This is a genomic window from Vibrio sp. AK197 (genome assembly GCF_053903115.1).
This window is the reverse complement of the sequence record NZ_CP096430.1, coordinates 3,035,279-3,058,074: the sequence shown is the minus strand read 5'-3', so window position 1 is coordinate 3,058,074 and position 22,796 is coordinate 3,035,279. Positions and strand designations below refer to the sequence as shown.

At 48.3% G+C, this 22,796-nt stretch carries 23 protein-coding genes; 16 read left to right on the top strand and 7 right to left on the bottom strand.

Features of this window, described 5'->3' with window-relative positions; all coding sequences use genetic code 11:
• On the bottom strand, positions 1–642 hold the full coding sequence (locus M1D72_RS21320) for a DUF2959 domain-containing protein (protein WP_390194441.1): 642 nt from the start codon (positions 640–642) through the stop codon (positions 1–3).
• An 87-nt stretch (positions 643–729) separates the two neighbouring features.
• Between M1D72_RS21320 and M1D72_RS21315 the strand changes: the two genes are divergently transcribed.
• The 3 genes from M1D72_RS21315 (at position 730) to M1D72_RS21305 (ending at position 3,071) form a co-directional block, all read left to right on the top strand.
• On the top strand, positions 730–1,626 hold the full coding sequence (locus M1D72_RS21315; protein ID WP_390194443.1) for a virulence factor BrkB family protein: 897 nt from the start codon (positions 730–732) through the stop codon (positions 1,624–1,626).
• A 19-nt stretch (positions 1,627–1,645) separates the two neighbouring features.
• Positions 1,646–2,080 carry a D-aminoacyl-tRNA deacylase gene (gene dtd / locus M1D72_RS21310; protein WP_456297446.1) on the top strand — a complete coding sequence of 145 codons (435 nt, stop codon included), beginning with the start codon at positions 1,646–1,648 and terminating at the stop codon, positions 2,078–2,080.
• A 64-nt stretch (positions 2,081–2,144) separates the two neighbouring features.
• On the top strand, positions 2,145–3,071 hold the full coding sequence (locus M1D72_RS21305) for a bifunctional GNAT family N-acetyltransferase/hotdog fold thioesterase (protein ID WP_390194444.1): 927 nt from the start codon (positions 2,145–2,147) through the stop codon (positions 3,069–3,071).
• On the opposite strand, the gene M1D72_RS21300 is transcribed toward M1D72_RS21305, so the two are convergent.
• From M1D72_RS21300 to hslR, 4 genes are all read right to left on the bottom strand, one after another.
• A complete protein-coding gene (locus M1D72_RS21300; protein WP_456296450.1) occupies positions 3,041–5,002 on the bottom strand; it encodes an AsmA family protein in 1,962 nt (653 codons plus the stop codon). The two genes, M1D72_RS21305 and M1D72_RS21300, sit on opposite strands and share 31 nt — an antisense overlap.
• Positions 5,003–5,117: 115 nt before the next feature.
• Positions 5,118–6,746, bottom strand: coding sequence for a phosphoenolpyruvate carboxykinase (ATP) (gene pckA / locus M1D72_RS21295; RefSeq protein WP_456296449.1), 1,629 nt, complete (start codon positions 6,744–6,746; stop codon positions 5,118–5,120).
• A gap of 343 nt (positions 6,747–7,089) precedes the next feature.
• On the bottom strand, positions 7,090–7,953 hold the full coding sequence (hslO, locus tag M1D72_RS21290; RefSeq protein ID WP_390194447.1) for an Hsp33 family molecular chaperone HslO: 864 nt from the start codon (positions 7,951–7,953) through the stop codon (positions 7,090–7,092).
• A gap of 29 nt (positions 7,954–7,982) precedes the next feature.
• Positions 7,983–8,369: a ribosome-associated heat shock protein Hsp15 gene (gene hslR, locus M1D72_RS21285; protein ID WP_390194448.1), complete on the bottom strand. Its 387-nt coding sequence runs from the start codon at positions 8,367–8,369 to the stop codon at positions 7,983–7,985.
• 283 nt (positions 8,370–8,652) lie between these two features.
• On the opposite strand from hslR, the gene gspC reads away from it, so the two are divergent.
• From gspC to M1D72_RS21225, 12 genes are read left to right on the top strand one after another with little or no spacing between them, the layout of a single operon-like run.
• Positions 8,653–9,570 carry a type II secretion system protein GspC gene (gspC, locus tag M1D72_RS21280; protein ID WP_456296448.1) on the top strand — a complete coding sequence of 306 codons (918 nt, stop codon included), beginning with the start codon at positions 8,653–8,655 and terminating at the stop codon, positions 9,568–9,570.
• A gap of 33 nt (positions 9,571–9,603) precedes the next feature.
• Positions 9,604–11,640 carry a type II secretion system secretin GspD gene (gene gspD / locus M1D72_RS21275; RefSeq protein ID WP_456296447.1) on the top strand — a complete coding sequence of 679 codons (2,037 nt, stop codon included), beginning with the start codon at positions 9,604–9,606 and terminating at the stop codon, positions 11,638–11,640.
• Positions 11,637–13,136, top strand: a complete 1,500-nt coding sequence (gene gspE, locus M1D72_RS21270) for a type II secretion system ATPase GspE (RefSeq protein ID WP_456296446.1) — start codon at positions 11,637–11,639, stop codon at positions 13,134–13,136. The genes gspD and gspE overlap by 4 nt, the downstream gene beginning before the upstream one ends.
• Positions 13,136–14,374 carry a type II secretion system inner membrane protein GspF gene (gspF, locus tag M1D72_RS21265; protein ID WP_456296445.1) on the top strand — a complete coding sequence of 413 codons (1,239 nt, stop codon included), beginning with the start codon at positions 13,136–13,138 and terminating at the stop codon, positions 14,372–14,374. The genes gspE and gspF overlap by 1 nt, the downstream gene beginning before the upstream one ends.
• A gap of 31 nt (positions 14,375–14,405) precedes the next feature.
• Positions 14,406–14,849, top strand: a complete 444-nt coding sequence (gene gspG, locus M1D72_RS21260) for a type II secretion system major pseudopilin GspG (protein ID WP_390194453.1) — start codon at positions 14,406–14,408, stop codon at positions 14,847–14,849.
• A 37-nt stretch (positions 14,850–14,886) separates the two neighbouring features.
• Positions 14,887–15,480 (top strand): type II secretion system minor pseudopilin GspH, encoded by a 594-nt coding sequence (gspH, locus tag M1D72_RS21255; protein ID WP_456297445.1) that lies wholly within the window; start codon positions 14,887–14,889, stop codon positions 15,478–15,480.
• The gene (gspI, locus tag M1D72_RS21250) at positions 15,464–15,844 is read left to right on the top strand and encodes a type II secretion system minor pseudopilin GspI (RefSeq protein WP_456296444.1); all 381 of its coding nucleotides are present in this window, start codon (positions 15,464–15,466) and stop codon (positions 15,842–15,844) included. Before gspH ends, gspI begins: the two co-directional genes overlap by 17 nt.
• Positions 15,831–16,490 carry a type II secretion system minor pseudopilin GspJ gene (gene gspJ, locus M1D72_RS21245; protein ID WP_456296443.1) on the top strand — a complete coding sequence of 220 codons (660 nt, stop codon included), beginning with the start codon at positions 15,831–15,833 and terminating at the stop codon, positions 16,488–16,490. The genes gspI and gspJ overlap by 14 nt, the downstream gene beginning before the upstream one ends.
• Positions 16,480–17,502 (top strand): type II secretion system minor pseudopilin GspK, encoded by a 1,023-nt coding sequence (gene gspK, locus M1D72_RS21240; protein WP_456296442.1) that lies wholly within the window; start codon positions 16,480–16,482, stop codon positions 17,500–17,502. Before gspJ ends, gspK begins: the two co-directional genes overlap by 11 nt.
• Complete coding sequence (gspL, locus tag M1D72_RS21235; RefSeq protein ID WP_456296441.1) at positions 17,465–18,691, top strand: type II secretion system protein GspL; 1,227 nt, start codon at positions 17,465–17,467, stop codon at positions 18,689–18,691. The genes gspK and gspL overlap by 38 nt, the downstream gene beginning before the upstream one ends.
• Positions 18,688–19,179 (top strand): type II secretion system protein M, encoded by a 492-nt coding sequence (locus tag M1D72_RS21230; protein ID WP_390194457.1) that lies wholly within the window; start codon positions 18,688–18,690, stop codon positions 19,177–19,179. Before gspL ends, M1D72_RS21230 begins: the two co-directional genes overlap by 4 nt.
• Before the next feature lie 4 nt (positions 19,180–19,183).
• On the top strand, positions 19,184–19,939 hold the full coding sequence (locus M1D72_RS21225) for a type II secretion system protein N (protein WP_456296440.1): 756 nt from the start codon (positions 19,184–19,186) through the stop codon (positions 19,937–19,939).
• Positions 19,940–20,014: 75 nt separating this feature from the next.
• On the opposite strand, the gene envZ is transcribed toward M1D72_RS21225, so the two are convergent.
• Together envZ and ompR are read right to left on the bottom strand one after the other, a co-directional pair.
• Positions 20,015–21,325 (bottom strand): two-component system sensor histidine kinase EnvZ, encoded by a 1,311-nt coding sequence (gene envZ / locus M1D72_RS21220; RefSeq protein ID WP_456296439.1) that lies wholly within the window; start codon positions 21,323–21,325, stop codon positions 20,015–20,017.
• A gap of 61 nt (positions 21,326–21,386) precedes the next feature.
• The gene (gene ompR / locus M1D72_RS21215) at positions 21,387–22,106 is read right to left on the bottom strand and encodes an osmolarity response regulator transcription factor OmpR (protein ID WP_390194460.1); all 720 of its coding nucleotides are present in this window, start codon (positions 22,104–22,106) and stop codon (positions 21,387–21,389) included.
• A gap of 148 nt (positions 22,107–22,254) precedes the next feature.
• On the opposite strand from ompR, the gene greB reads away from it, so the two are divergent.
• Positions 22,255–22,743 (top strand): transcription elongation factor GreB, encoded by a 489-nt coding sequence (greB, locus tag M1D72_RS21210; RefSeq protein WP_390194461.1) that lies wholly within the window; start codon positions 22,255–22,257, stop codon positions 22,741–22,743.
• Positions 22,744–22,796: the final 53 nt, after the last annotated feature.

Sequence of the window (22,796 nt, the reverse complement as noted above, 5' to 3'; positions counted from 1 at the left end):
TTATTTATCATTTAAATGTGCAATGAACTTATCGGATTCAGCAATCGCCGCATTCATTTGTTTAATCGCATTTTGAATATCAAGTTCTAGATTTGAGAACTCACCTTGTAATGAACCAATCGCACTGGCGTTAAGGTTATGCTTTAGATACAGCGTATTATCGCGTAGTGTGTCGAGAACTGGATTCATTTTTTGCTCAGCGCGTTTCATGGCACTAATCATACTTTGGTAAGATGATTGAGTGTTGCGCATTTTGGCTTGGCTCTTGCTGCGTAAAGAGGCGTTAGAGTACAGCTCAAGTTCTTCTTGCCACTCTTCAAATAGGGCGCTAGAGACATCTTCAATAGCGGCAATACGGTCACGGACGTCCTGCGCGGCCGCTTCACTGTCTTCGTATTCTGCATTGATTTTGTTGTACATTGCTTCGAGTTCACCACCATCGTAATTGGTGAGTGCTGAAAGCGCTTCAAGTGCGCTGGAAAACTCTTCTTGAGCGTCTTGTTGAGACTCTTTGGCATCTTCGACGCGATCAACCATAATATCGCGCTTGTGGTAACCCACTTGTTCCATGGCAGAGTAGTAGGCAGATTGGCAACCCGTCAGTGTGACGAGAGAGATGAGGATGGCTAACAAGTAAGGCATGATGAATTTCTTTCCGTTTTTAAGTGAATAGTCAAACCAGCCTCGGGCTACACTAGAGCTTTGAGGCACAGATTGTTAGGTAATAGCATGAACCACAGACTCAGCAGTTACAAGATGAAAACTGCCGCGTTCGCAAGACTCAGCGTGCGATTCTTTCGCCACCTATTTGCGAGGGTAATGCATGATCGAGTGAGCGTCAGTGCCGGTTATATGGCCTATATAACATTGTTGTCACTAGTGCCGATGTTAACGGTTCTGTTCTCGGTCCTATCGACATTTGAATTGTTTGCGAATAGCGCAGATGTCATTCAAGAGTTTGTGATCACTCATTTCGTGCCGGCCGCGGGAGAAGCCGTCAGTACCGCGCTGAGTGAATTTATTCAGAATACCGGGAAAATGACCGCGGTAGGCAGTTTGTTTTTGTTTATCACTGCCTTAATGCTGATTTCTAATATCGATAAGAACTTAAATTATATTTGGCGTGCGCGTGGTCAGCGACAAATTATGTTTTCTTTTGCTATGTATTGGATGGTGATCACGCTGGGCCCGATTTTGGTTGGAACCAGCATTGCGGTCACCTCTTACATTACGTCACTGAAGTTGATCGAGAACGAAACCTTGTCTGGCTTATACAGTGGGTTATTACCATGGCTCCCTGTATTTCTGTCGTTCTGCGCGTTTATGGGGCTGTATCTATTGGTGCCCAATAAAACTGTGCGCTTTGTCCATGCGGTGATCGGCTCGGCCACTTCGGCCATTTTATTTGAATTGATCAAAAATGGTTTTGCATTTTACATTACTCAATTTCCATCTTATCAGTTGATTTACGGCACGTTGGCTGCCATTCCGATTTTGTTCGTTTGGGTCTACTTATGCTGGTTTATTGTGTTAATTGGTGCAGAAGTGACGGCCAGTTTGGGTGAACACGAGCAATGGGCGAAACCTCAACTCGTGGTAGACTCAGACAGCGAACAATCACAATAAGCACAACCTAGGAGTAATGATGATCGCTTTGATTCAGCGTGTGAGCGAAGCTGCCGTCAAGGTAGATGGCGAGATTGTCGGTGCCATTGACCAAGGCTTGTTGGTCTTGCTCGGGGTCGAAAAAGAGGATGATGAAGCCAAAGCGAAGCGCTTGGTTGAGCGGGTTGCTACCTACCGCGTATTTGAAGATGAGGCGGGAAAAATGAACCTCAACGTCCAGCAAGTGAATGGTCAGGTGTTGGTGGTGTCGCAATTTACGCTACCGGCCGACACCAAAAAAGGCACGCGTGCCGGATTTTCGCGTGGTGCTCACCCCGCAGATGCGCAGCGTCTATATGATTACTTTGTCGATCAGTGCCAAAGTGTGCTGCCTACAGAGCGCGGCCGGTTCGCAGCCGACATGAAAGTCTCTTTAGTGAATGACGGTCCTGTCACTTTTTGGTTACAAGTCTAATATAAGTTCAGGGATGACAGCCTGCGTTGCAACAGTGCCAGGCTGAATAATTTAAGGGATAACTATGTTTAAACTGATTACCCCCAAAACGGATAACCAGCTCAATAAGTACTACCATTTTCGCTGGCAAATGCTACGTGAGCCGTGGCGTATGCCGATTGGCTCTGAGCGTGATGAATACGATGCCACCAGCCATCACCGTATGATTACGGACAGCCGTGGTCGCCCAATCGCCATTGGACGCTTATACATCACCCCAGATAACGACGCTCAAGTGCGCTATATGGCGGTCAAAGGGAATCGCCGTAATAAAGGGATGGGATCGCTGCTTTTAGTGGCGCTGGAGTCTCTGGCGCTAAAAGAAGGTGCGAAGCGATTGGTGTGTAGCGCTCGCGAAGATGCGATCGCTTTTTATGAAAAAAATGGCTTTGAACGCCGAGGTGAGCTCAACGATGAGCGTGGTCCGGTGCGTCATCAGCAGATGGTCAAGCCGCTTAATCCAATGTCCAATGTATTGCGCAATCCTGAATGGTGCGCAGAACTGCAAGCGCGCTGGGAGACACAAATCCCGATCAGCGACAAAATGGGCATTAAAATCAATCAATACAACGGCTATCAATTTGAGTGTAGCGCGCAGCTCAACCCGAACCTCAATCCGCACAACACCATGTTTGCGGGATCAGCGTTTACCCTCGCAACCTTAACAGGCTGGGGAATGACCTGGCTATTGATGAAAGAGCGTGGACTGAGCGCCGATATCGTATTGGCTGACAGCCGCATACGTTATAGCCACCCCGTTGAGCACAGCCCAGTTGCATCCACCACTCTGGATGGCATTAGTGGCGATTTAGATCGTCTCGAGTCAGGACGTAAAGCACGTATCGTCATTCATGTCGTGATATACAGCGATGATGTGCCAGCGGTTGAATTTACTGGTACCTATATGCTGCTTCCTAACTATCAATCGATGATTGCGGCGTCAGAGGTGTGATCTTCCGCTGCTGAGCTTTGCGGTAATTTGGCGCTCGGTGCGGAAACAGGTAACACACTGGGACACGATTTGGAGACCGCCTTTAGGGTACCCGTAGCGAGATTGGCATGAAATTCACCGCACTCACCGTCAATGGTTAATGCGAGGGTGCTCGATTGCTGATTCACTAAGTCTAGCTCCCCAAGCAATGACGCACCCTCAGAGGCCTCTGAACGCACTGTCATTCGTCCGCGATCGGCGTGGAGGTTGATGGTACTAAACTCAAATTGACTGCGCGCCGGAGTGGTTTCAGCCGTTACAGGCACTTGAATTTGCCCTTCGCGAATCGAGCCAGCGATGTCACCGGATAAAGAGTGAGCCAACATCGAGTCATCGCCCGCTAAGCCGCGTAGTGTCGCATTAAACTCAGCAAATCCACTCAGCTCGACTGGGGTTGAAAAGTAGCGCTGCCCCAAACTCAGTGGAAGGCCATCTCCGGTCGCGGTTAGGGTCCAAGGTTGGCTGATGGCATTGAGGTCACCACTCGCCACGAGATCCACATATCCTTGTCTTAGCGGTACAAATAACCGATCGATCTGCCAGCGACCTTGATTCGCTGAAAGCTCTACAATCCCCTGCGAGCCATAGATTTGGTCGTAACTTAGGTTATTCGCTGACAGCTCAGCTTGTCCACTCCATAGCCCGAGCTGGTGGTGTTCAACCAAACTCAGTTGTGAGCCAGAGGCGTTAATCCCGGTTAATTGCCAATACGGTGCGAGATCGGTTTGGATGATCTGTCCGCGTTGTACGTTGAGTTGATCGAGTTTGACGTAGCTAAAGCGCTTTAACCATTGACGAACGTGCTGTGCGTAGTGCTCACTTCGCTCAAGGATTTTGACATCGCTCAGATTGAGATGATGAAAAATCAGTTCTTCTGGCGTGATGGTAGCGGCTAATTGTAAGCGGCCCTGTTCAAACTCAGTATCAAAATCTTCAATCTCAATACGCTGATTGGCAAAAGCGATATTGGCGCTTGGTTCGATAAAGCGCCATTGTTCGCCATCTAGGCTTTCGGCATTAAAGGAGATGCTCGCTTTTGGCTGCTGATACAGAGAGTGGTTAAGGTCGATATCCTCTAGCGAGATATCGGCGTTATTAAAGCGGTAGTCTTGCAGCGTAAAAGAACTATTGAGTAGGTCTAAGCTATTGATGTGAAATAGGTGATGAGTATACGGTGACCATAAATCCAATAGATCTAACAGCGGTTGATTGTCGGCAAGTTGCAATTGATTGATGGTGGCGTTAACCAGAGACCAGCCTTGAGAATACTGCTCTGCTTGGCCGGAAATCATCGCGTCACGCCAATGAAAAGACGCGCCATAGATAGTGCTATTTTGTTGGCGATATTCTGCGTCAATAAGAATATCACTCAGTGTTTGGTCATGGATTCTCCATACCCCAGCCGAAATTTGAAGATTGCCATAAGGCAGAGTTTGCTGAGTGCTCAACCATTGCGGTTTTTGCACTTGAATACTCAGTTCATGAATCTGCCAGTTTTGTGCGGTGAGCTTGAGGTTTTTGATAGCCAACTGCTGAGTATCAATATGACGAGCGTCTTGTGCTATATCGGATAGCTGCTCGGTGGTGAGATCCAATCCGTCAAGTAGAATACTGTCGAATTGCCACTCACCATCAAGCCACTTCGGCACAGATAGCCATGCCTGAACTTGGTCAACTTGAATCGTGGATTTTTCCAATTGAACTTGGTTGAGCGTGAAGTGGGCAGGATATTGGTATTCAATCCGCTGGGCGTGAATGGTGATCGGGGCATATTGCAGCAGTCGGTTAACCAGTGGTGTGGCATAAGGAGTGTAAAGCGCGCCAAAACCTGCGCTAAGCACAACAGCCAGCAGCAACAATAACCACAGTAACCCGAATCCTGCTTTTTTCATTCTTTTGTTGTACCTCGTCAGCGATGATGATCTAGATTGAAACATTTCGAGTGCGGCTTCAATAAAAAAGCCCCTCAAAAGAGGGGCTTTAATGCTAATTTTCCGTTGATGTCACTTAATCCAACTGCGGACCCGCGCTGACCAAAGATTGACCTTCGGCGTTATCGGTGTATTTCTCGAAGTTATTGATAAAGCGCTCTGCGAGATCTTTAGCCTTGCTTTCCCACTGCAGTGGGTCCACATAGGTGTCACGAGGGTCAAGAATCGCAGGGTCAACACCCGGTAGTGATGTTGGCACTTCCAAGTTAAAGATTGGAATATGCTTGGTGTTGGCTTGTTCAATTGAGCCATCGAGGATCGCATCAATGATGCCGCGCGTATCTTGAATCGAGATTCGCTTACCAGTTCCATTCCAACCGGTATTTACCAAGTATGCCTCTGCGCCAGCGGCTTCCATGCGTTTCACCAATACTTCAGCGTATTTGGTTGGATGCAAGGTTAAAAACGCCGCGCCAAAACAGGCAGAGAAGGTCGGGGTTGGTTCGGTAATTCCTCGCTCAGTACCCGCCAGTTTGGCTGTAAAGCCAGAGAGGAAATGATACTTCGTTTGCTCTGGTGTCAGTTTTGATACCGGAGGCAATACGCCGAACGCATCTGCAGATAAGAAGATGACTTTATTTGCATGCCCACCCTTAGATACCGGCTTAACAATGTTGTCGATATGGTAAATCGGGTAAGACACACGGGTATTTTCGGTTTTTGAGCCATCATCAAAGTCGACTGAACCATCAGGACGAACGGTGACGTTTTCCAGCAGCGCATCGCGGCGAATCGCGTTGTAGATATCGGGCTCTGCTTCTTTTGATAGCTTGATGGTTTTTGCGTAGCAGCCACCTTCGAAGTTAAACACGCCATCGTCATCCCAACCGTGCTCGTCATCACCAATCAACGCGCGTTTAGGGTCGGTTGAAAGCGTTGTTTTACCTGTACCTGAAAGACCAAAGAAGACAGCAACATCGCCTTTTTCGCCCATGTTGGCGCTGCAGTGCATTGAAGCGATACCTTGCAAAGGCAAGAAGTAGTTCATCATCGCGAACATACCTTTTTTCATCTCGCCGCCGTACCAAGTTCCGCCAATCAGTTGCATGCGTTCAGTGAGGTTGAAAACCGTGAAGTTTTCAGAGTTCAGACCTTGTTTTTCCCAGTTTGGATTCGTGCATTTTGCACCGTTCATCACGACGAAGTCTGGCTCAAAACCGACCAGTTCTTCATCGCTTGGACGAATGAACATGTTTTTAACGAAATGAGCCTGCCATGCCACTTCAGTAATGACACGAATACTCAGACGAGTATCTGGGTTGGCACCACAGTAACCATCAATCACAAACAGACGTTTGCCGGAAAGCTGGTCAGTGACCGTTGTTTTTAAATCGTTCCAAATTTCTTGGCTAATCGGTTTATTATCATTTTTCACTGCATCGGAAGTCCACCACATGTGTTCCTGAGTGGTGGCGTCTTTGACAATGTATTTATCTTTCGGTGAGCGGCCAGTAAAAATACCAGTGTCAACCGCGATTGCGCCGAGTTCAGTGACGACCCCTTTTTCATACCCCTCGAGTTGAGGGAGAGTCTCTTCTTCGTAAAGCATTTCGTAGCTGGGATTGCGTACGATTTCCTTTACGTTTTGAAGCCCGTATTGGGAAAGGTCTATTGTTGCAGCCTTAGTATGTTCCATAACGGTCATAGGTGCTCCTTATCGGAATTTTTGTAGGGAATATTTATATTGTAATAATGTTCTAATTTTTTGTTTGCTCACCATGCTAGCAACGGGCCTAAGCCAAAACAGGGATATAGTTCAAAAAATAACCACAGTTTTGGTGGGGTATTAGGCGTCTCGTCACATATTGGCTCTATCAGTTTATCGTGGGCTTTAAGTCTAGTGCTAGCCCTAGTTGATTATTAATTCCAAAAAAATAAGTATTGCGAATAACGCAGTCATGGCGGGCTTTGAGGGGAGGTCGATCACAAAAAAGCCAGCAGATCGCTGGCTTTTTAGGGGAATTATCGTGCTTGATAAAAGTAGTGAATTAATGCAACGTTTGGGAGTCTTGACCATGGTTAGCAAACAACTCACCCACTTCCGCTTCATCGATGACGTAAGTGGTTCCACAGTAATCACAGTGCAGGGAGATGTTGCCAGCTTCCGCAAGCATTTCATAAACCTCAGCTTTTGGCAGCGTTGTAATCGCTGCAGCACTGCGTTCGCGTGAACAACCGCAATGGAACTCGACAGGTTGAGGATCGAACAGGCGCACGGTTTCTTGGTTATATAAGCGATATAGCAATTCATTCGCTGGGAGCGTAAATAGCTCTTCAGACTTAATAGTATCGGTGAGCTGCTCTAAGTGCTCGAAATCGTCAGCGCTACCAGTGCCGTCAGGCATGACTTGCAATAGCATTCCTGCAGCGTGCTGCGCGTCAGTACGAATCCATAAACGAGTCTTAAGCTGTTCTGAGTTGGCGAAGTAACCTTCAATCACGTCTGTGAGCGTATCTCCTTCCAAGCCAACCACGCCTTGATAGCGTTCGCCTTGTTTAGGGTCGATGGTAATCACCATGTGGCCTTTACCCATCAGTTGATGCAGCGTTGCATCATCGGCAATATCGCCTTCCCAGCGCGCAACACCGCGTACTTTTTGGTCGTGATCACCGTTAATTACGGCCAGTGAAACCGGGCCATCACCTTGCAATTGGATGGTGATAGAACCTTCAAATTTCAGTGTGGCAGTTAACAGTGTCGTTGACACCAATAGCTCTCCTAACAACGTTTTAATCGCTGCTGGATACTCCTTGCTTGAAATGATCTGTTGGTATGTTTCGTCCAATTGTACCAACTCGCCACGAACAGATAAGTTTTCAAATAGGTAGCGATGTAGTGCATTGTTTGCCATGTGGCGATTTCCTCTCAAGAGTGCTCAGCTTATTGATGTTTAAATTTAATGATGTCACGACGCTGTTTTTTGTCCGGACGACGATCTGGCGCCGGGTTGACCGCATGAAGTTTACGGCGCAGCGCATTGTCTTCACGTTTAGCGATACTATCGGCGGTTTCGCTATACAAGGTTTGTGCTTCTGGCGCACCGCGTCGTTGGTCAGAAATTTTTTCTATCGTCACGGTTTTTTCTTCGTTACCCTGACGTAGCGTGATCACAGCACCGAGTTCAACCACTTTACTTGGTTTACTGCGCTGCCCATTATAATGAACTTTGCCGCCATCAACCATGTTACGAGCTATGGATCGAGTTTTGTAAAAACGTGCGGCCCACAGCCATTTATCTAGGCGAACGGCTTCTGTGTTGGAACCCATTAGGATATTTTACCTCTAAGGATGTAGAGTCCTTGCTTTGATAGATGTGTAAACAATGGTGACAATGTTCGCATTTTTCAAGCGAGATCTAAAAATCTATTCATGTCTCAAACAATATGCTCGTAGTGGTATATTGTGTGAGATATTTTATTTTGTAGATTGGCTACGAACTTAGTAGGATATGCACAACTTGAACATCCTTAATAAAGCTTGAGTCAAAGGAATTGAACAAGTTCCCGTCTATAGGGTCTCTATGGGCTGAATTTATCACAAAGGAATAAGCGTGAGTTTTCGCGATATCACAACCAACCCAGCAGCGTTTTTTAAACCCCTTCTTACCAATCAAACACGAATCAGCCGCATAGTAGCCTGTATATTTGCGGTTGCGACGGCGTGGCTTTTGGGGCAGATGGTATGGTTATTCTTACCAACAACCGCGCTTGTTCCATGGTCCCCTACACAACAAGTTTCGAACCAGACGAAACCAAATCAGCAGCTTGATGTCTCAGCGATACAGCGCGGTAACCTGTTTGGTCGTTATCAAACGGAAACGAAGCCGCAGCCCAAAGTGGTACAAGATGCCCCTAAAAGTCGGCTTAATGTCACGCTGGTGGGTGTGGTGACCAGTTCTCAACCCGAATTGAGCTTGGCGGTGCTTGCCAATCGTGGCCAGCAATCGACCTATGGCGTCAATGAGATGATTGAAGGAACGCGAGCGAAAATTGTCGCGGTTCACAGTGACCGTGTGATTGTCAATAATGCCGGGCGTGATGAAACCGTTATGCTTCAAGGCATTGATTACAGCAAGCGTTCTACTGAGCAACCACGAGATAGCGAACGTGGTGCGCCACGTGAGCGTGAAGAAGCAAGCAATGCTTCGCGACCAAAACGAACATTAAACCTTGATGATGTGCGTGCGGATATTCAAGAAAACCCTCAGCAGATCTTCCAGTACATTCGAATGTCTCAAGTGAAGCGTGATAATGATGTTATCGGCTATCGATTGAGCCCGGGCAGTAGCGCGGCATTATTTAACGAAGTGGGTTTGCAACAAGGCGATATCGCTGTGCAACTCAATGGAAAGGATTTATCGGACCCAGAGGTGATGACTGAAATTTTTGAGTCAATTTCCGATTTAACCGAACTGAATTTAACGGTTGAGCGCGACGGTCAACCTTACGATATTTATATTTCATTATAAGCGTGGCTTAAGTCGCTCTTAAAGGAGAACACAGTGAAGCATTGGCTCAATAAAAGTGCATGGTTATTACTCGGGAGCCTGTTGGTCTCGCCAACGACCGTCGCCAATGAATATAGTGCGAGTTTCAAAGGAACGGATATTCAAGAATTCATTAATATCGTCGGACGCAACCTAGAAAAAACCATCATTGTTGATCCATCGGTGCGCGGTAAAATTGACGTGCGCAGCTACGATATGCTTTCGGAAGACCAATACTACAGTTTCTTTTTGAATGTTTTGGAAGTGTATGGCTACGCTGTGGTTGAGATGGAGAATGGGGTGATCAAGGTCATTAAAGCCAAGGATGCCAAAACCTCTGCCATTCCGGTTGTTGGCGACGATAGCGTTCGTGGCGATAACGTGATCACTCGTGTGGTTGCGGTACGTAATGTTTCAGTACGTGAATTATCCCCTTTGCTGCGCCAACTGAACGATAACGCGGGCGCCGGTAATGTGGTGCATTACGATCCGGCGAATATTATTTTGATTACTGGCCGAGCTGCGGTGGTGAATCGCCTGGCCGACATCATCAAACGTGTCGATCAAGCCGGTAACAAAGACATTGAAGTGGTTGAACTGGCGAACGCCTCGGCGGCTGAAATGGTGCGGATTGTCGATGCGCTGAATAAAACTCAAGATTCGAAAAATACGCCCGCTTTTTTGGAACCCAAATTGGTGGCGGATGATCGTACCAATTCGATTCTTATCTCTGGTGAACCTCAAGTTCGTGCTCGTCTTAAGCGTTTGATTAAACAGCTTGATGTCGAGATGGCAACCAAGGGCAATAATAAAGTTGTCTACCTCAAATACGCCAAAGCCGAAGACTTAGTCGAGGTGCTCAAAGGGGTCTCTGATAATCTGCAAGCAGAAAAAGCAACGGGGGCGAAAGGCTCGACCACATCTGGTAATAACCGTGACCAAGTGATGATTGCGGCGCATGAGGGCACCAACTCATTAGTTTTGACAGCTCCGCCCGATATCATGATTGCACTGCAAGATGTGATTGCTCAGTTGGATATTCGCCGTGCTCAAGTCTTGATTGAAGCCTTGATTGTGGAGATGTCAGAAGGTGACGGGATTAACCTCGGGATTCAATGGGGCTCTTTGGAAAGTGGCTCTGTGATTCAATACGGCAACAGTAATGCGCAAATTGGTCAAGTGATGGTCGGTCTTGAAGAGGCGAAAGACACCACCACCGAAGAGAGCTATTGGGATTCAGACAGTGGTTCTTGGCAAACGCGTCAATCGGTGGAAGAAGGGGATTACTCCACGCTCGCTTCGGCGCTGTCCGGCGTCAATGGTGCGGCAGTCAGTGTGCTAATGGGTGATTGGACCGCGCTGATTCAAGCGGTCTCTAACCAATCGAATTCAAATATCTTGTCATCACCGAGTATCACCGTGATGGACAATGGCGAAGCGTCTTTTATTGTCGGTGAAGAAGTGCCGGTGATCACTGGCTCAGCGGCGGGGTCGAACAATGATAACCCATTCCAAACCGTCGACCGTAAAGAGGTCGGTATCAAACTCAAAGTGGTGCCGCAGATTAACGAAGGGGACTCGGTCCAACTGAATATTGAGCAAGAAGTGTCTAACGTATTAGGCGCTAATGGCGCGGTAGACGTGCGCTTTGCTAAACGCCAACTCAATACGTCAGTGATGGTCAATGACGGGCAGATGATTGTGCTGGGGGGCTTAATTGATGAGCGTGCTGTGGAAAGTGAGTCTAAAGTGCCGCTGCTTGGCGATATTCCAGTGCTTGGGTATTTGTTTAAGTCGACGAACACCGAAGTACAAAAACGTAATTTGATGGTGTTTATTAAGCCGACCATCATTCGCGATGGCGTGACCGCTGATGGTATCACTCAGCGTAAATATAACTTTATTCGCGCGGAACAGCTTTATAAAGCAGATAAAGGTCTGACGTTAATGGATGACAACAACATTCCAGTATTGCCTAAATTTGGGCGAGAACTCGGTCATCCTGCAGAAATTCAAGCATTTATTGATCAAATGGAAATCCAACAACGATGAGTGAAACTCTCTCGGCCGCCGCCGCTTATCGCCGATTGCCGTTCAGTTTCGCCAATCGCTTTAAGATGGTGTTAGAGCCTAATGATGCGCAGCAATTGGTGCTCTATTATGTTGCGCCGTTAAATATTGAATCCTTACTTGAAGTACGCCGCGTGGCCGCAGAGCCGTTTGAGATCGAAGAAGTCAGTCGTGAGGCGTTTGAGCTCAAACTGACCATCGCTTATCAGCGTGACTCGTCGGAAGCTCGTCAGCTCATGGAAGATTTGGGGGCCGATAAAGAAGATTTTTTCTCACTGGCCGAAGAGCTTCCGCAAGACGAAGACTTGCTCGAATCTGAAGATGATGCGCCGATCATCAAATTGATCAACGCCATGCTGGGTGAAGCGATCAAAGAAGGCGCGTCGGATATTCATATCGAGACCTTTGAAAAGACGTTATCGATCCGTTTTCGGGTGGATGGCGTCTTGCGTGAAGTCTTAAGCCCGAGCCGTAAGCTTGCTCCGCTGGTGGTATCTCGGATTAAAGTCATGGCGAAACTGGATATTGCCGAAAAGCGGGTACCGCAAGATGGTCGTATCTCGCTTAGAATTGGTGGTCGAGCCGTCGATGTTCGGGTATCAACCATGCCATCATCACATGGTGAACGTGTGGTCATGCGTTTGCTGGATAAAAACGCAACTCGTCTCGATTTACACAGTTTAGGTATGACGCCTGCAACCCATGACCAATTCCGCCACATTATTGAACGCCCACATGGCATTTTGTTGGTGACAGGTCCAACTGGGTCGGGTAAATCGACCACCTTGTACGCTGGCTTGCAAGAGCTGAATAGCAACGAGCGCAATATTCTCACGGTAGAAGACCCTATTGAATTTGATATCGATGGCATTGGCCAAACTCAGGTTAACCCGAAAGTCGATATGACCTTTGCCCGCGGCTTACGTGCTATTTTGCGTCAAGACCCGGATGTGGTGATGATAGGTGAGATTCGTGACCTTGAAACGGCGCAAATTGCTGTACAAGCCTCTTTAACGGGTCACTTGGTTCTTTCAACATTGCACACCAACACGGCAATCGGCGCGATTACTCGTTTGCGAGATATGGGCATTGAACCCTTTTTGATTTCATCATCGCTTTTGGGGGTGCTCGCACAACGTTTGGTGCGCACCTTATGTGGCGATTGTAAGCAGCCCTATATGGCGAATGCAGAACAAAAGCGCTTGTTTGATCTCGATGAAGACCAAGAGCTGACGCTGTATAAGCCGCATGGCTGTGAACGATGTAACCATAAAGGTTATCGAGGTCGTACCGGGATTCACGAACTGTTGCTCGTCGATGACCAAGTCCAGGCGTTGATCCACAGCGAAGCGGGTGAGCAGGCGATTGAAAAAGCCATTCGTGCTCATACACCAAGTATTCGTGGGGATGGCTTGTCGAAAGTCCGTCTTGGCATTACCTCGCTTGAAGAAGTCATGCGTGTGACCAAGGAAGTATAATGGCGGCGTTTGAATATCGAGCCTTGGATGCCAAGGGCAAAACCAAAAAAGGTGTCATTGAGGGCGATAATGCGCGCCAGGTACGTGCGCGTTTAAAAGAGCAAGGCTTGGTGCCGGTGGAGGTTTCAACCACCAGTGGGCGAAAACCTCAGCGAGCTGGCGGCCAGCAAACTGGGGCAAGCTCTGTTGGCCTCAAGCGCGGGATAAGTACGCCGGATTTAGCGCTGATTACTCGCCAGCTCTCGACACTGGTTCAATCGGGTATGCCATTGGAAGAGTGTTTGCGTGCGGTGTCCGAGCAATCAGAAAAGCCGCGTATTCGTAACATGTTGCTCGCGGTGCGATCTAAAGTTACCGAGGGCTATACCTTAGCGGATAGCCTTGGTGATTATCCGCATATCTTTGATGAACTGTTCCGTTCAATGGTGTCAGCGGGCGAGAAATCGGGTCACCTTGATGCTGTGCTTGAACGCTTGGCTGATTACGCAGAAAACCGCCAAAAAATGCGTTCCAAGCTGCAACAGGCGATGATCTACCCTGTCGTGCTGGTGGTGTTTGCCATTGGTATCGTCGCCTTTTTGCTGGCTGCGGTCGTGCCGAAAATCGTCGGGCAGTTTGTTCAGATGGGCCAAGAACTTCCAAAATCCACTCAGTTTTTGCTCTCTTCCAGTGACTTTATCAAGAACTGGGGGCTTTTGGTGCTGATTGTGGTATGCATCGCGATTTATGTGGGGAAGTGGGCCCTGAGTAAACCCAATTTACGTTTGAAGTGGGATCGTAAAATCATTTCAATGCCGTTGATCGGTAAAATTTCGCGTGGTTTAAATACGTCACGATTTGCCCGCACTTTGTCGATTTGTACCTCAAGTGCGGTACCAATTTTGGATGGCATGAAAGTCGCGGTGGATGTGATGTCGAATCACTATGTGAAGCAGCAAGTGCTGATCGCCACCGACAACGTTCGTGAAGGGGCGAGCTTACGTCGCGCTCTGGAGCAAACTAAACTCTTCCCTCCCATGATGCTGCATATGATAGCCAGTGGTGAGCAGAGTGGTGAACTGGAAAGCATGCTGACACGCGCAGCAGATAACCAAGACACCAACTTTGAATCGACAGTGAATATCGCTTTGGGCATTTTCACACCGGCACTGATTGCCTTAATGGCAGGCTTAGTTTTGTTTATTGTCATGGCAACCATGATGCCGATTTTAGAAATGAATAATTTAATGAGTGGCTAGCACCCGTGTGCGCTATCAATTGGAGAAAAAAATGAAACGCATGAATAAGAAGCAGTCTGGCTTTACCTTATTAGAAGTCATGGTTGTCGTGGTCATTTTGGGTATTTTAGCCAGCTTTGTTGTGCCTAACTTATTAGGTAACAAAGAAAAAGCTGACCAGCAAAAAGCGATTACCGATATTGTAGCGTTGGAAAACGCGCTCGATATGTACAAACTGGATAACAGCGTGTACCCAACCACAGACCAAGGCTTAGAAGGATTGGTCAATAAACCCAATAACCCAGAGCCACGTAATTACCGTGATGGCGGATACATTAAACGTCTACCCACTGACCCTTGGGGCAACGATTACCAATATTTGAGCCCAGGCGATAAAGGCCGTATCGATGTCTTTACCTTGGGTGCCGATGGTCAAGAAGGCGGTGAAGGCGTTAATGCCGATATCGGTAACTGGAACTTGCAAGATTATCAGTAATGAGTGTGGGCAGGATTTTCCTGCCCGTTTAGCCTGTATGCCGCGTCGAAATGGATTTACGCTTCTTGAGATTTTGCTGGTACTGGTGCTGCTTTCGGTGGCATCGGTAGCGGTGATCTCAACGTTTCCCTCCAGCTCAACCGATATTGCTAAACAGCAGGCAGAGCGGTTTTTTCAGCGCATTCAACTTCTTAATGATGAAGCATTGTTGAGCGGGAAGGAGTTTGGGTTGCATGTTGATGAGCAAAAGTCGCGTTATGATCTGATGCAACTAGGCGATCAAGGTTGGCAGGAGCTGACGCTGCGTGATATTCCCTATCAAACCCAAGTTGAAGACGGTGTTGCGGTGCATTTTGAGCTGGGCAGCAGTGCTTGGCAGGATAAAGACCGCTTGTTTGACCCGAACAGTTCACTGTTTGATGAAAACATGTTCGCTGAGCAAGAGCAGGGCGATAAGAAAGCACTGCCCGCGCCCGAGGTGTTGATCACCTCAAGTGGCGAAGTCACGGCATTTTTAATCTCATTCCATCCCCCTGAAGTGGGCGTTGATGAAGGCTGGCGCGTGGTAGCGAAAGAAAATGGCGCTATTGTGTTGTTAGCTCCAGGAGAGCGTGATGATGATCTGCAATAGTCAGCGACCGCTTTTGTCCTCGCGCGGGATGACATTACTTGAAGTCTTGGTGGCGCTGGCGATTTTCGCCACCGCGGCGATTGCGATCATTCGTTCCGTCAGCCAGCATGTCAATACGCTCAGCTACTTAGAAGAGAAAACCTTTGCATCGATGGTTGCCGATAACCGCATGGCTCTGGTGATGTTAAGTGATGGCAAGGTGACGGCGCAAAAAGGCAAGCAATCGCTAGCCGGGCAAGAGTGGTACTGGCAAGTGACGCCAGTTAAAACCGCCAGTGACTTATTGCAAGCATTTACGGTGAGTGTCGCCAGTAGTGAAAAAGGCACGCCGATTATTACAGTGAGCAGTTATGTTGAGCCGTAATCGACAACGTCATCAAGGGTTTACGTTAATCGAAGTGCTGGTGGCGATTGCCATTTTTGCGAGCTTAAGTGTCGGCGCATATCAGGTGCTCAACCAAGTTAGCCGAAGTAATGAACTCTCGGCGGAAAAGTCTCAGCGGCTTAAAGAAATACAACGCGCGGTGATCGTGATGGACAACGATTTTCGTCAGATGACGGCGCGTACGATGCGCAGTGAAGGCGATGAGCCGAGTGCTGAAATGCTGTTATGGCAAGACAATCTATTGGACTCTGACTTCAAAGGCCTGCTGTTCGTGCGTGGTGGATGGCAGAATCCACAGCAGCAATTTCCGCGCGGTGAAGTGACCAAGGTTGGCTATCGAATTAAAGACGGTGTGCTAGAGCGTGTTTGGTGGCGCTACCCAGATACGCCCGCTGGGCAGGAAAGCTTGTCTCGCCCGCTACTTAGCCAAGTCGAGTCTTGGTCGATGCGCTTTTATGATGGGCAAGCGTGGCTTGAAGAGTGGCAGCAAACCAATCAAATCCCCATGGCGGTTGCGTTGACATTCACGCTTGAAAACTATGGGGAAATTGAGCGTATCTACCTTACTAATGGCAGTGCGCCGCGCACTAATAGTGGTGAGGAGTCGTCGTCTAATGACAGTTAATTCTTCTCGTCAGCGCGGCGTCGCTTTGATTGTTGTCTTGTTGATCGTGGCGATGATGGCGACCATCGCGGCCACTATGTCAGAGCGCTTGTTTAGTCAATTTCATCGCGCTGAAAATCAGGTCAACTACCAGCAAGCGTATTGGTATGCGATTGGTGCCGAAGCGCTAGCTAAAGTGGCGATAGAACAGAGCTACACCGACAATGATACGATTAACCTTTCTCAGCCTTGGGCGATGCAAGAGCAAACCTATCCGCTGGAGTTTGGTGAGTTACGTGGGCGAATTTATGATAAGCAGGCGTGTTTTAACCTCAATGCGCTAAGCAGTGTTGAGCAAACGTCAAGCCAACAAACCGCTTACGCGACACTAGTGCTACAGCGGCTGCTTCAGCTGCTGGATATTGAAGCGTACCGAGCGGAAACTATTGCTCATTCCATGCAAGAGTTTGTCGACCGCAATGATAGCGTCGATACCATCTCTGGTGTTGAAGACAGTACGTACGAGTCGATGTCGCCGCCTTACCTTGCCGCCAATAACTGGGTGGCGGATAGCAGTGAATTGCGCGCTGTTTATCAGGTGACTGGGGATGTCATGCAAAAGCTCGCTCCATACGTTTGTGCGCTTCCCAGTGATGAGTTGAAGCTCAACGTCAACACGCTATTGCCGGAGCAAGCCGTGCTATTGGCGGCCTTTATGGGCCCACAGGCCAATGAGTCACGCATGCAAAGCTTACTACAAGGGCGACCTTACGATGGTTGGGGGCAGATTGATGATTTTCTTGCTAGCCCCGAATTGACAGAGTTGAGCGATAGTCAGCTCGACGACCTAAAACAACATGTCACTGTTGATAGTGCCTATTTTGAGCTTGATGCTCAAGTGAAGGTCAGCGAATCAAGAATTCGTATCCGCAGTTTATTATTTAGTGATAATCGAGAAACTGCGACGGTGGTTCGTCGTCGCTTTGGAGGAATCGGTGAACGAGTTTCTAATCGTTCGACTGAGCAGCAATAAGGCATCACCCGTTCAGTGGCTCGCGTGGTCTGAGCTACAGAAGGCAGTGATTGCGAGTGGTGAAGTCGCCAACTGGGATGCGATTCCAGAATTGACGCCTTATGCTGAGCTGCGTAACGTGATTTTGTTGGTCTCAAGCCAAGATGTGATTAACCATACCGTAGAGATTCCACCCGGTGGTGCGCGACAGTTTGAAAGCATGCTGCCGTACTTGTTGGAAGATGAATTGGCACAAGATGTGGATGAGCTGCATTTTTCGATCATCAGTAAACAAGCAGGGGTTGCGACAGTCTGTGCGATTGAAAAAAGTTGGTTTCGTGACTGCTTAACCTATCTGGCCAGCTGTGGCTTAAGCGTTAAGCAGGTATTGCCTGACGCGTTTGCTCTGCCCACGGAAGATGGGCAAATCAGCGCGGTCGAAATCGAGGATCAATGGTTACTCAAAAAATCGGCTTATCAAGCGATTGGTGTTGATGGCCAATGGTTATCGATGATCGCCGCTTCAGATTGGGTGAAGCAAGATGAGCAATTTTTGCCGCTGGTTGCGTATTCGCCGTTACCTGCTCTGTCGCTCGCCCCTGAACAAGAGTGGCGAAATGGCGAGCCAAGTTTAGTGATGGCGTTGCTGGCTCAGGGAGCATTGCAGAGCAAAATCAACCTATTGAGCGGTGAGTTTAAAGCCAAATCTTCGTTGGGACGTTACTGGAAAATATGGCAAAAAGTGGCGGTGGCTGCGGCGGTCTTGTTGGTGGTCTCGATGGGGCATAATTGGTTAGTGCAACGCAATCTACAAGCTCAGGCTGACGAATATCGCCAAGAGAGTGAGCGTATTTTCCGTTCGGTCACTGGCAAGCGCCGCATTCCGACGGTGAGTTACTTACGTCGTGAAATGGACAGTGAGATTAATCTTCTCTCCGGTGGTTCTCAAAGTGATACCGTGTTGACTTGGTGGAATAAATTGCCTCAGGCGTTGAGCTCAGTGAAGAGTTTGTCAATCAATAGCTTACGCTATGATAGTGATCGTCAAGAGCTGCATTTGGAAGCCAGCAGCAAAGATTTTGAAACCTTTGAGAGTGCACGTGAAGCGCTAGCCAATCAATTCGTTGTAGAACAAGGGCAGCTCAATCGCTCGGGAGAATTGGTCAACGGCACCTTTGTACTCAAGCGCCGCACAGGAGCAGATGGATGAAAAACTGGATTGCTTTGGCTCAGAAATGGTGGTCGAGCATCACGCAGCGTGAACAACGCTTGTTGATGGGCGGCGGTGCCTTGCTGCTCCTTGGTATCATCTATTGGGGAATGTGGCAGCCATTGGCCGAACAAGCGCAGCAGGCTGAGCAGCGTTTAGCCAGCGAGAAGCAGCTACTATCGTGGGTCAAAGATAAAGCGAATACCATTACTCAATTGCGCCAGCAGGGAGGAAAAACCTTCTCTGATCAGCCGCTCAACCAAATTATCTCCTCATCGGCGCGTCGTTTTGATATTGAGTTAGTCCGAGTCCAACCTCGAGGCGACATGATGCAAGTGTGGGTGCAGCCTATGCCGTTTAATCGATTGGTCGATTGGATTGCCTATCTGCGTCAGCAGCAAGGGGTAAACGCTATGTTTGTTGACGTAGATAAAGCGGATACCGAAGGGATGGTTGAAGTGAAGCGTCTGCAGTTTATTAAAGGATGATGCCGTGAAAAAATACCTATTACTTGGGCTGGGTTTGGTGGTGATCTTCGTGGCAAGTGCCGTGGCCCATATGCCAGCGAAGGTAGTAAATTGGTTGCCATTACCTCGCGAGCTCAGTATTGAAGGCGTTTCAGGTACTGTCTGGAATGGTCAAGCACAGAATGTCGCCTGGCAAGGTCAGAATTATGGGCAGTTGCAGTGGAATGTGAATGCTTGGCAGCTGTTGACCGCTGATCTCCATGCCAAAGTTCGTTTTGGGCGTGGTAGCGATGTCGATATGATTGGGCGTGGCGTGGTCGGTTATCGATTGTCTGGGCCGTATGCTGAAAATGTCGTCGCGTCGATTCCCGTCGCCAATGCGCTGCCCTATTTACCTCGTCTTCCGGTACCACTGACCTTAGAGGGCCAGTTAGAACTGACGATTCAGTCGCTGCAATATGCGGCGCCGTATTGTCACCAAGGTGAAGGCACTTTGGTGTGGAATACTCAACAGATTGGCTCCCCGCTTGGCGAGTTAACAACGGGCCCAATCATTGCCGATATCAGCTGCCATGATAACGTTATCGACGTTAAAGGCTCGCAGCAGAGCGCGCAAGTGAGCAGTGGGTTTAGTGCCACGATGCAGCAAAACCGTCGTTATAAAACGAACGCTTGGTTTAAGCCAGAGGAGGAGTTCCCTCAGCAGTTGAGTGAGCAACTCAAGTACTTACGGCCAAGTCGCAATGGTCAATACCAGTTTGATTACAATGGGCGGTTTTAACCGGTCATCGACACTGAGAAGAAAATAAATAGGGAGCCATTTGGCTCCCTATTTATAATGATGTTATTCAAGTATTTAGCTTGAATGGGCTGGAAAGCTTAATTGAACTTTAAGCCCGCCATCACTGCGATTACTCACCGCCACCGCGCCTTGGTGCTGGCTGGCAATACGCTTAACGATGGCCAAACCAAGTCCGGTGCCTTCGCTGCCACGAGCGGTATCTCCGCGGGTAAATGGATTAAACAACTTGTCGACTTGGTGTGGCTCAATGCCTGGGCCATTATCTTCGACACACACCCACACCAGTTTGTTGTCGACGGTCATGCCGGTCGAAACCTTTACCCAGCCATTACCGTAGCGAATCGCATTGACTACCAAGTTGGTGACCGCACGTTTAATGGCGATCTCGCTGCCAGTCGCAGGCTTGATTTTAGTGCATAATGCCGTTTCTATTTGCAGTTCATAGCCACCTTGAGCGGTCGCCACATCGCTGGCGACTTCATTGACATCAACCGCACTAAATGATTGCTGATTAACCGGTTTTAAGTAATCCATAAATTGGCCGATGATCTCATTACATTCTTCGGTATCGCTGATAATGCCCTCCGCGAGATAACCGTCTTCCGGTGACATCATTTCGGTCGCTAAGCGAATGCGTGTGAGCGGAGTGCGAATATCGTGACTGATGCCTGCCATCAGCAAGTTTCTATCCTCTTCCAGCGCTTGAATGCCTTCTGACATCTTATTAAACGCCCGCGTAACAGAACGTATCTCAAGTGCGCCTTTTTCCGGTAGTGGGGGTGGAAACTCGCCACGTCCGACTTGTTGAGCGGCTTTTTCTAGGGCGATCAGTGGGCGATTTTGCCAACGAATAAACAACCAGCCACCAACAATGATCAGCAGCGCCATGATAATGCTGTTGCGAAATAGTGGCGCAAAGTCCTCTTCTTGCAGTTCCGAGAGCGGTACGCGCATGATAAAGCCGGGCAACATATCGGTCTTCATCCACAAGATATAACTGTTTTCCCCTTGGCTCATGCGCACTTCAGTCGGCGAGGCAAACTCTTTGCTCATTTCTTCGCTCATCAAATCGATTTTCATCGCATGCTGGTAGCGCGCTTCCACATCACTGTCTTCACTGTGTACCGTGACACCGAGTTGTTCCAAGACCCGCCGACGCTGCAGCGCGTTCATATTTAAATCCCCATCTTGGTCCAGTGGTTCCTTAAGGATGAGGTTAATTTCGTGGCTTAGAATCTTATTGAACTGCTGCAAGCTTGGCAGCAGCGCATAGTTAAAAACAGCGTAATACGAGTAAATCTGGCTGCCAATGAGCAGTGTGAGAAACAGAAGAATCGATTGAGTAAATGAACTGCGAAAACGCATAGAGAGGCCTTACCATCAACAATAAACCCGGCAGGTTTGCCGGGCTTAAGCAAAAAATACTTTACATCTGTTTGCCGTCGGGAACAAAAACGTAACCGAGTCCCCACACGGTTTGAATGTAGCGAGGCTTGCTGGGGTCTACTTCCAACATACGACGTAAACGTGAGATTTGCACGTCGATAGAACGTTCCATCGCCGAGTATTCACGGCCTCGCGCCATGTTCATTAATTTATCGCGCGACATCGGCTCGCGGGCATTCGTTACTAAGGTTTTGAGCACTGCGAACTCACCTGAGGTTAAAGGCATTGGTTCGTCACCCCGAAACATTTCTCGCGTGCCCAGATTTAAGCGAAATTCGCCAAATTCAACGATCGCTTCTTCCGAACTTGGCGCACCGGGTAATTCAACGTTTTGGCGACGCAGTACCGCTTTGATACGCGCCATCAACTCACGTGGGTTGAACGGTTTAGGTAGGTAGTCATCGGCACCGACTTCCAAACCAACGATACGGTCAATCTCATCGCCTTTGGCGGTGAGCATTAAAATCGGCAGAGTGCTGTTTGCGCTGCGCAAACGTCGACAGATGGACAAGCCATCTTCGCCTGGTAACATCAGGTCGAGGACCATTAGGTGAAAGTTTTCACGCGTCAGGAGGCGATCCATTTGTTCGCCATTGGCGACACTGCGTACTTGAAAGCCTTGTTCGGACAGATAGCGTTCTAGTAGTGAACGTAGCCGAGCATCATCATCCACGACGAGAATCTTATAATTGTCTTGCATATACTGGTTCCACCTATTTCAACGACTAACCCCTTGAGGGATCTCAAAATGTAACACTGTTCTGACCCAAGTGGCGCAAAGAATTGTTAACGTTTATTTCCTTTTTAGCTAATGTATTGGGTCGTTGCAATTAAAGAGCGTCAAGATTATGAAAACTAACCTGATCACCCGCGAAGGCTATGATCGTTTAAAAAAAGAATTAGACTTTTTATGGCGTGAAGAGCGCCCTGAAGTTACCAAGAAAGTAACTTGGGCAGCGAGCCTTGGTGATCGCAGTGAGAACGCCGACTACCAATACAATAAAAAGCGCTTACGCGAGATTGATCGTCGAGTGCGTTATCTGCGCAAACGTCTTGAGCAGGTAACGGTTGTCGATTATTCCCCACAACAAGAAGGTAAAGTCTTCTTTGGTGCGTGGGTTGAAATTGAAAACCAAGAGGGCAGCATTAAGCGTTTTCGCATTGTTGGCCCCGACGAAATCTATGGCGATGCTAAAGATTATATCTCGATTGATTCGCCAATGGCGCGAGCTTTACTCAAAAAAGAGGTCGATGATGAATTTACGGTTCGAACGCCGGAAGGCGAAAAAGAGTGGTTCATCAACCAAATTGAGTACTGTGCGGCAAAAGCATCATAAAAATAACGAGTGACGTCGGTTAAGACTGGAAACGGCGCTCGTTAATCCTCATA

Coding starts and splice junctions, on each gene's coding strand:
- M1D72_RS21320 (WP_390194441.1), bottom strand. CDS start 642: ATGCCTTACTTGTTAGCCATCCTCATCTCTCTCGTCACACTGACGGGT.
- M1D72_RS21315 (WP_390194443.1), top strand. CDS start 730: ATGAACCACAGACTCAGCAGTTACAAGATGAAAACTGCCGCGTTCGCA.
- dtd (WP_456297446.1), top strand. CDS start 1,646: ATGATCGCTTTGATTCAGCGTGTGAGCGAAGCTGCCGTCAAGGTAGAT.
- M1D72_RS21305 (WP_390194444.1), top strand. CDS start 2,145: ATGTTTAAACTGATTACCCCCAAAACGGATAACCAGCTCAATAAGTAC.
- M1D72_RS21300 (WP_456296450.1), bottom strand. CDS start 5,002: ATGAAAAAAGCAGGATTCGGGTTACTGTGGTTATTGTTGCTGCTGGCT.
- pckA (WP_456296449.1), bottom strand. CDS start 6,746: ATGACCGTTATGGAACATACTAAGGCTGCAACAATAGACCTTTCCCAA.
- hslO (WP_390194447.1), bottom strand. CDS start 7,953: ATGGCAAACAATGCACTACATCGCTACCTATTTGAAAACTTATCTGTT.
- hslR (WP_390194448.1), bottom strand. CDS start 8,369: ATGGGTTCCAACACAGAAGCCGTTCGCCTAGATAAATGGCTGTGGGCC.
- gspE (WP_456296446.1), top strand. CDS start 11,637: ATGAGTGAAACTCTCTCGGCCGCCGCCGCTTATCGCCGATTGCCGTTC.
- gspF (WP_456296445.1), top strand. CDS start 13,136: ATGGCGGCGTTTGAATATCGAGCCTTGGATGCCAAGGGCAAAACCAAA.
- gspG (WP_390194453.1), top strand. CDS start 14,406: ATGAAACGCATGAATAAGAAGCAGTCTGGCTTTACCTTATTAGAAGTC.
- gspH (WP_456297445.1), top strand. CDS start 14,887: ATGCCGCGTCGAAATGGATTTACGCTTCTTGAGATTTTGCTGGTACTG.
- gspI (WP_456296444.1), top strand. CDS start 15,464: ATGATGATCTGCAATAGTCAGCGACCGCTTTTGTCCTCGCGCGGGATG.
- gspJ (WP_456296443.1), top strand. CDS start 15,831: ATGTTGAGCCGTAATCGACAACGTCATCAAGGGTTTACGTTAATCGAA.
- gspK (WP_456296442.1), top strand. CDS start 16,480: ATGACAGTTAATTCTTCTCGTCAGCGCGGCGTCGCTTTGATTGTTGTC.
- M1D72_RS21230 (WP_390194457.1), top strand. CDS start 18,688: ATGAAAAACTGGATTGCTTTGGCTCAGAAATGGTGGTCGAGCATCACG.
- envZ (WP_456296439.1), bottom strand. CDS start 21,325: ATGCGTTTTCGCAGTTCATTTACTCAATCGATTCTTCTGTTTCTCACA.
- ompR (WP_390194460.1), bottom strand. CDS start 22,106: ATGCAAGACAATTATAAGATTCTCGTCGTGGATGATGATGCTCGGCTA.
- greB (WP_390194461.1), top strand. CDS start 22,255: ATGAAAACTAACCTGATCACCCGCGAAGGCTATGATCGTTTAAAAAAA.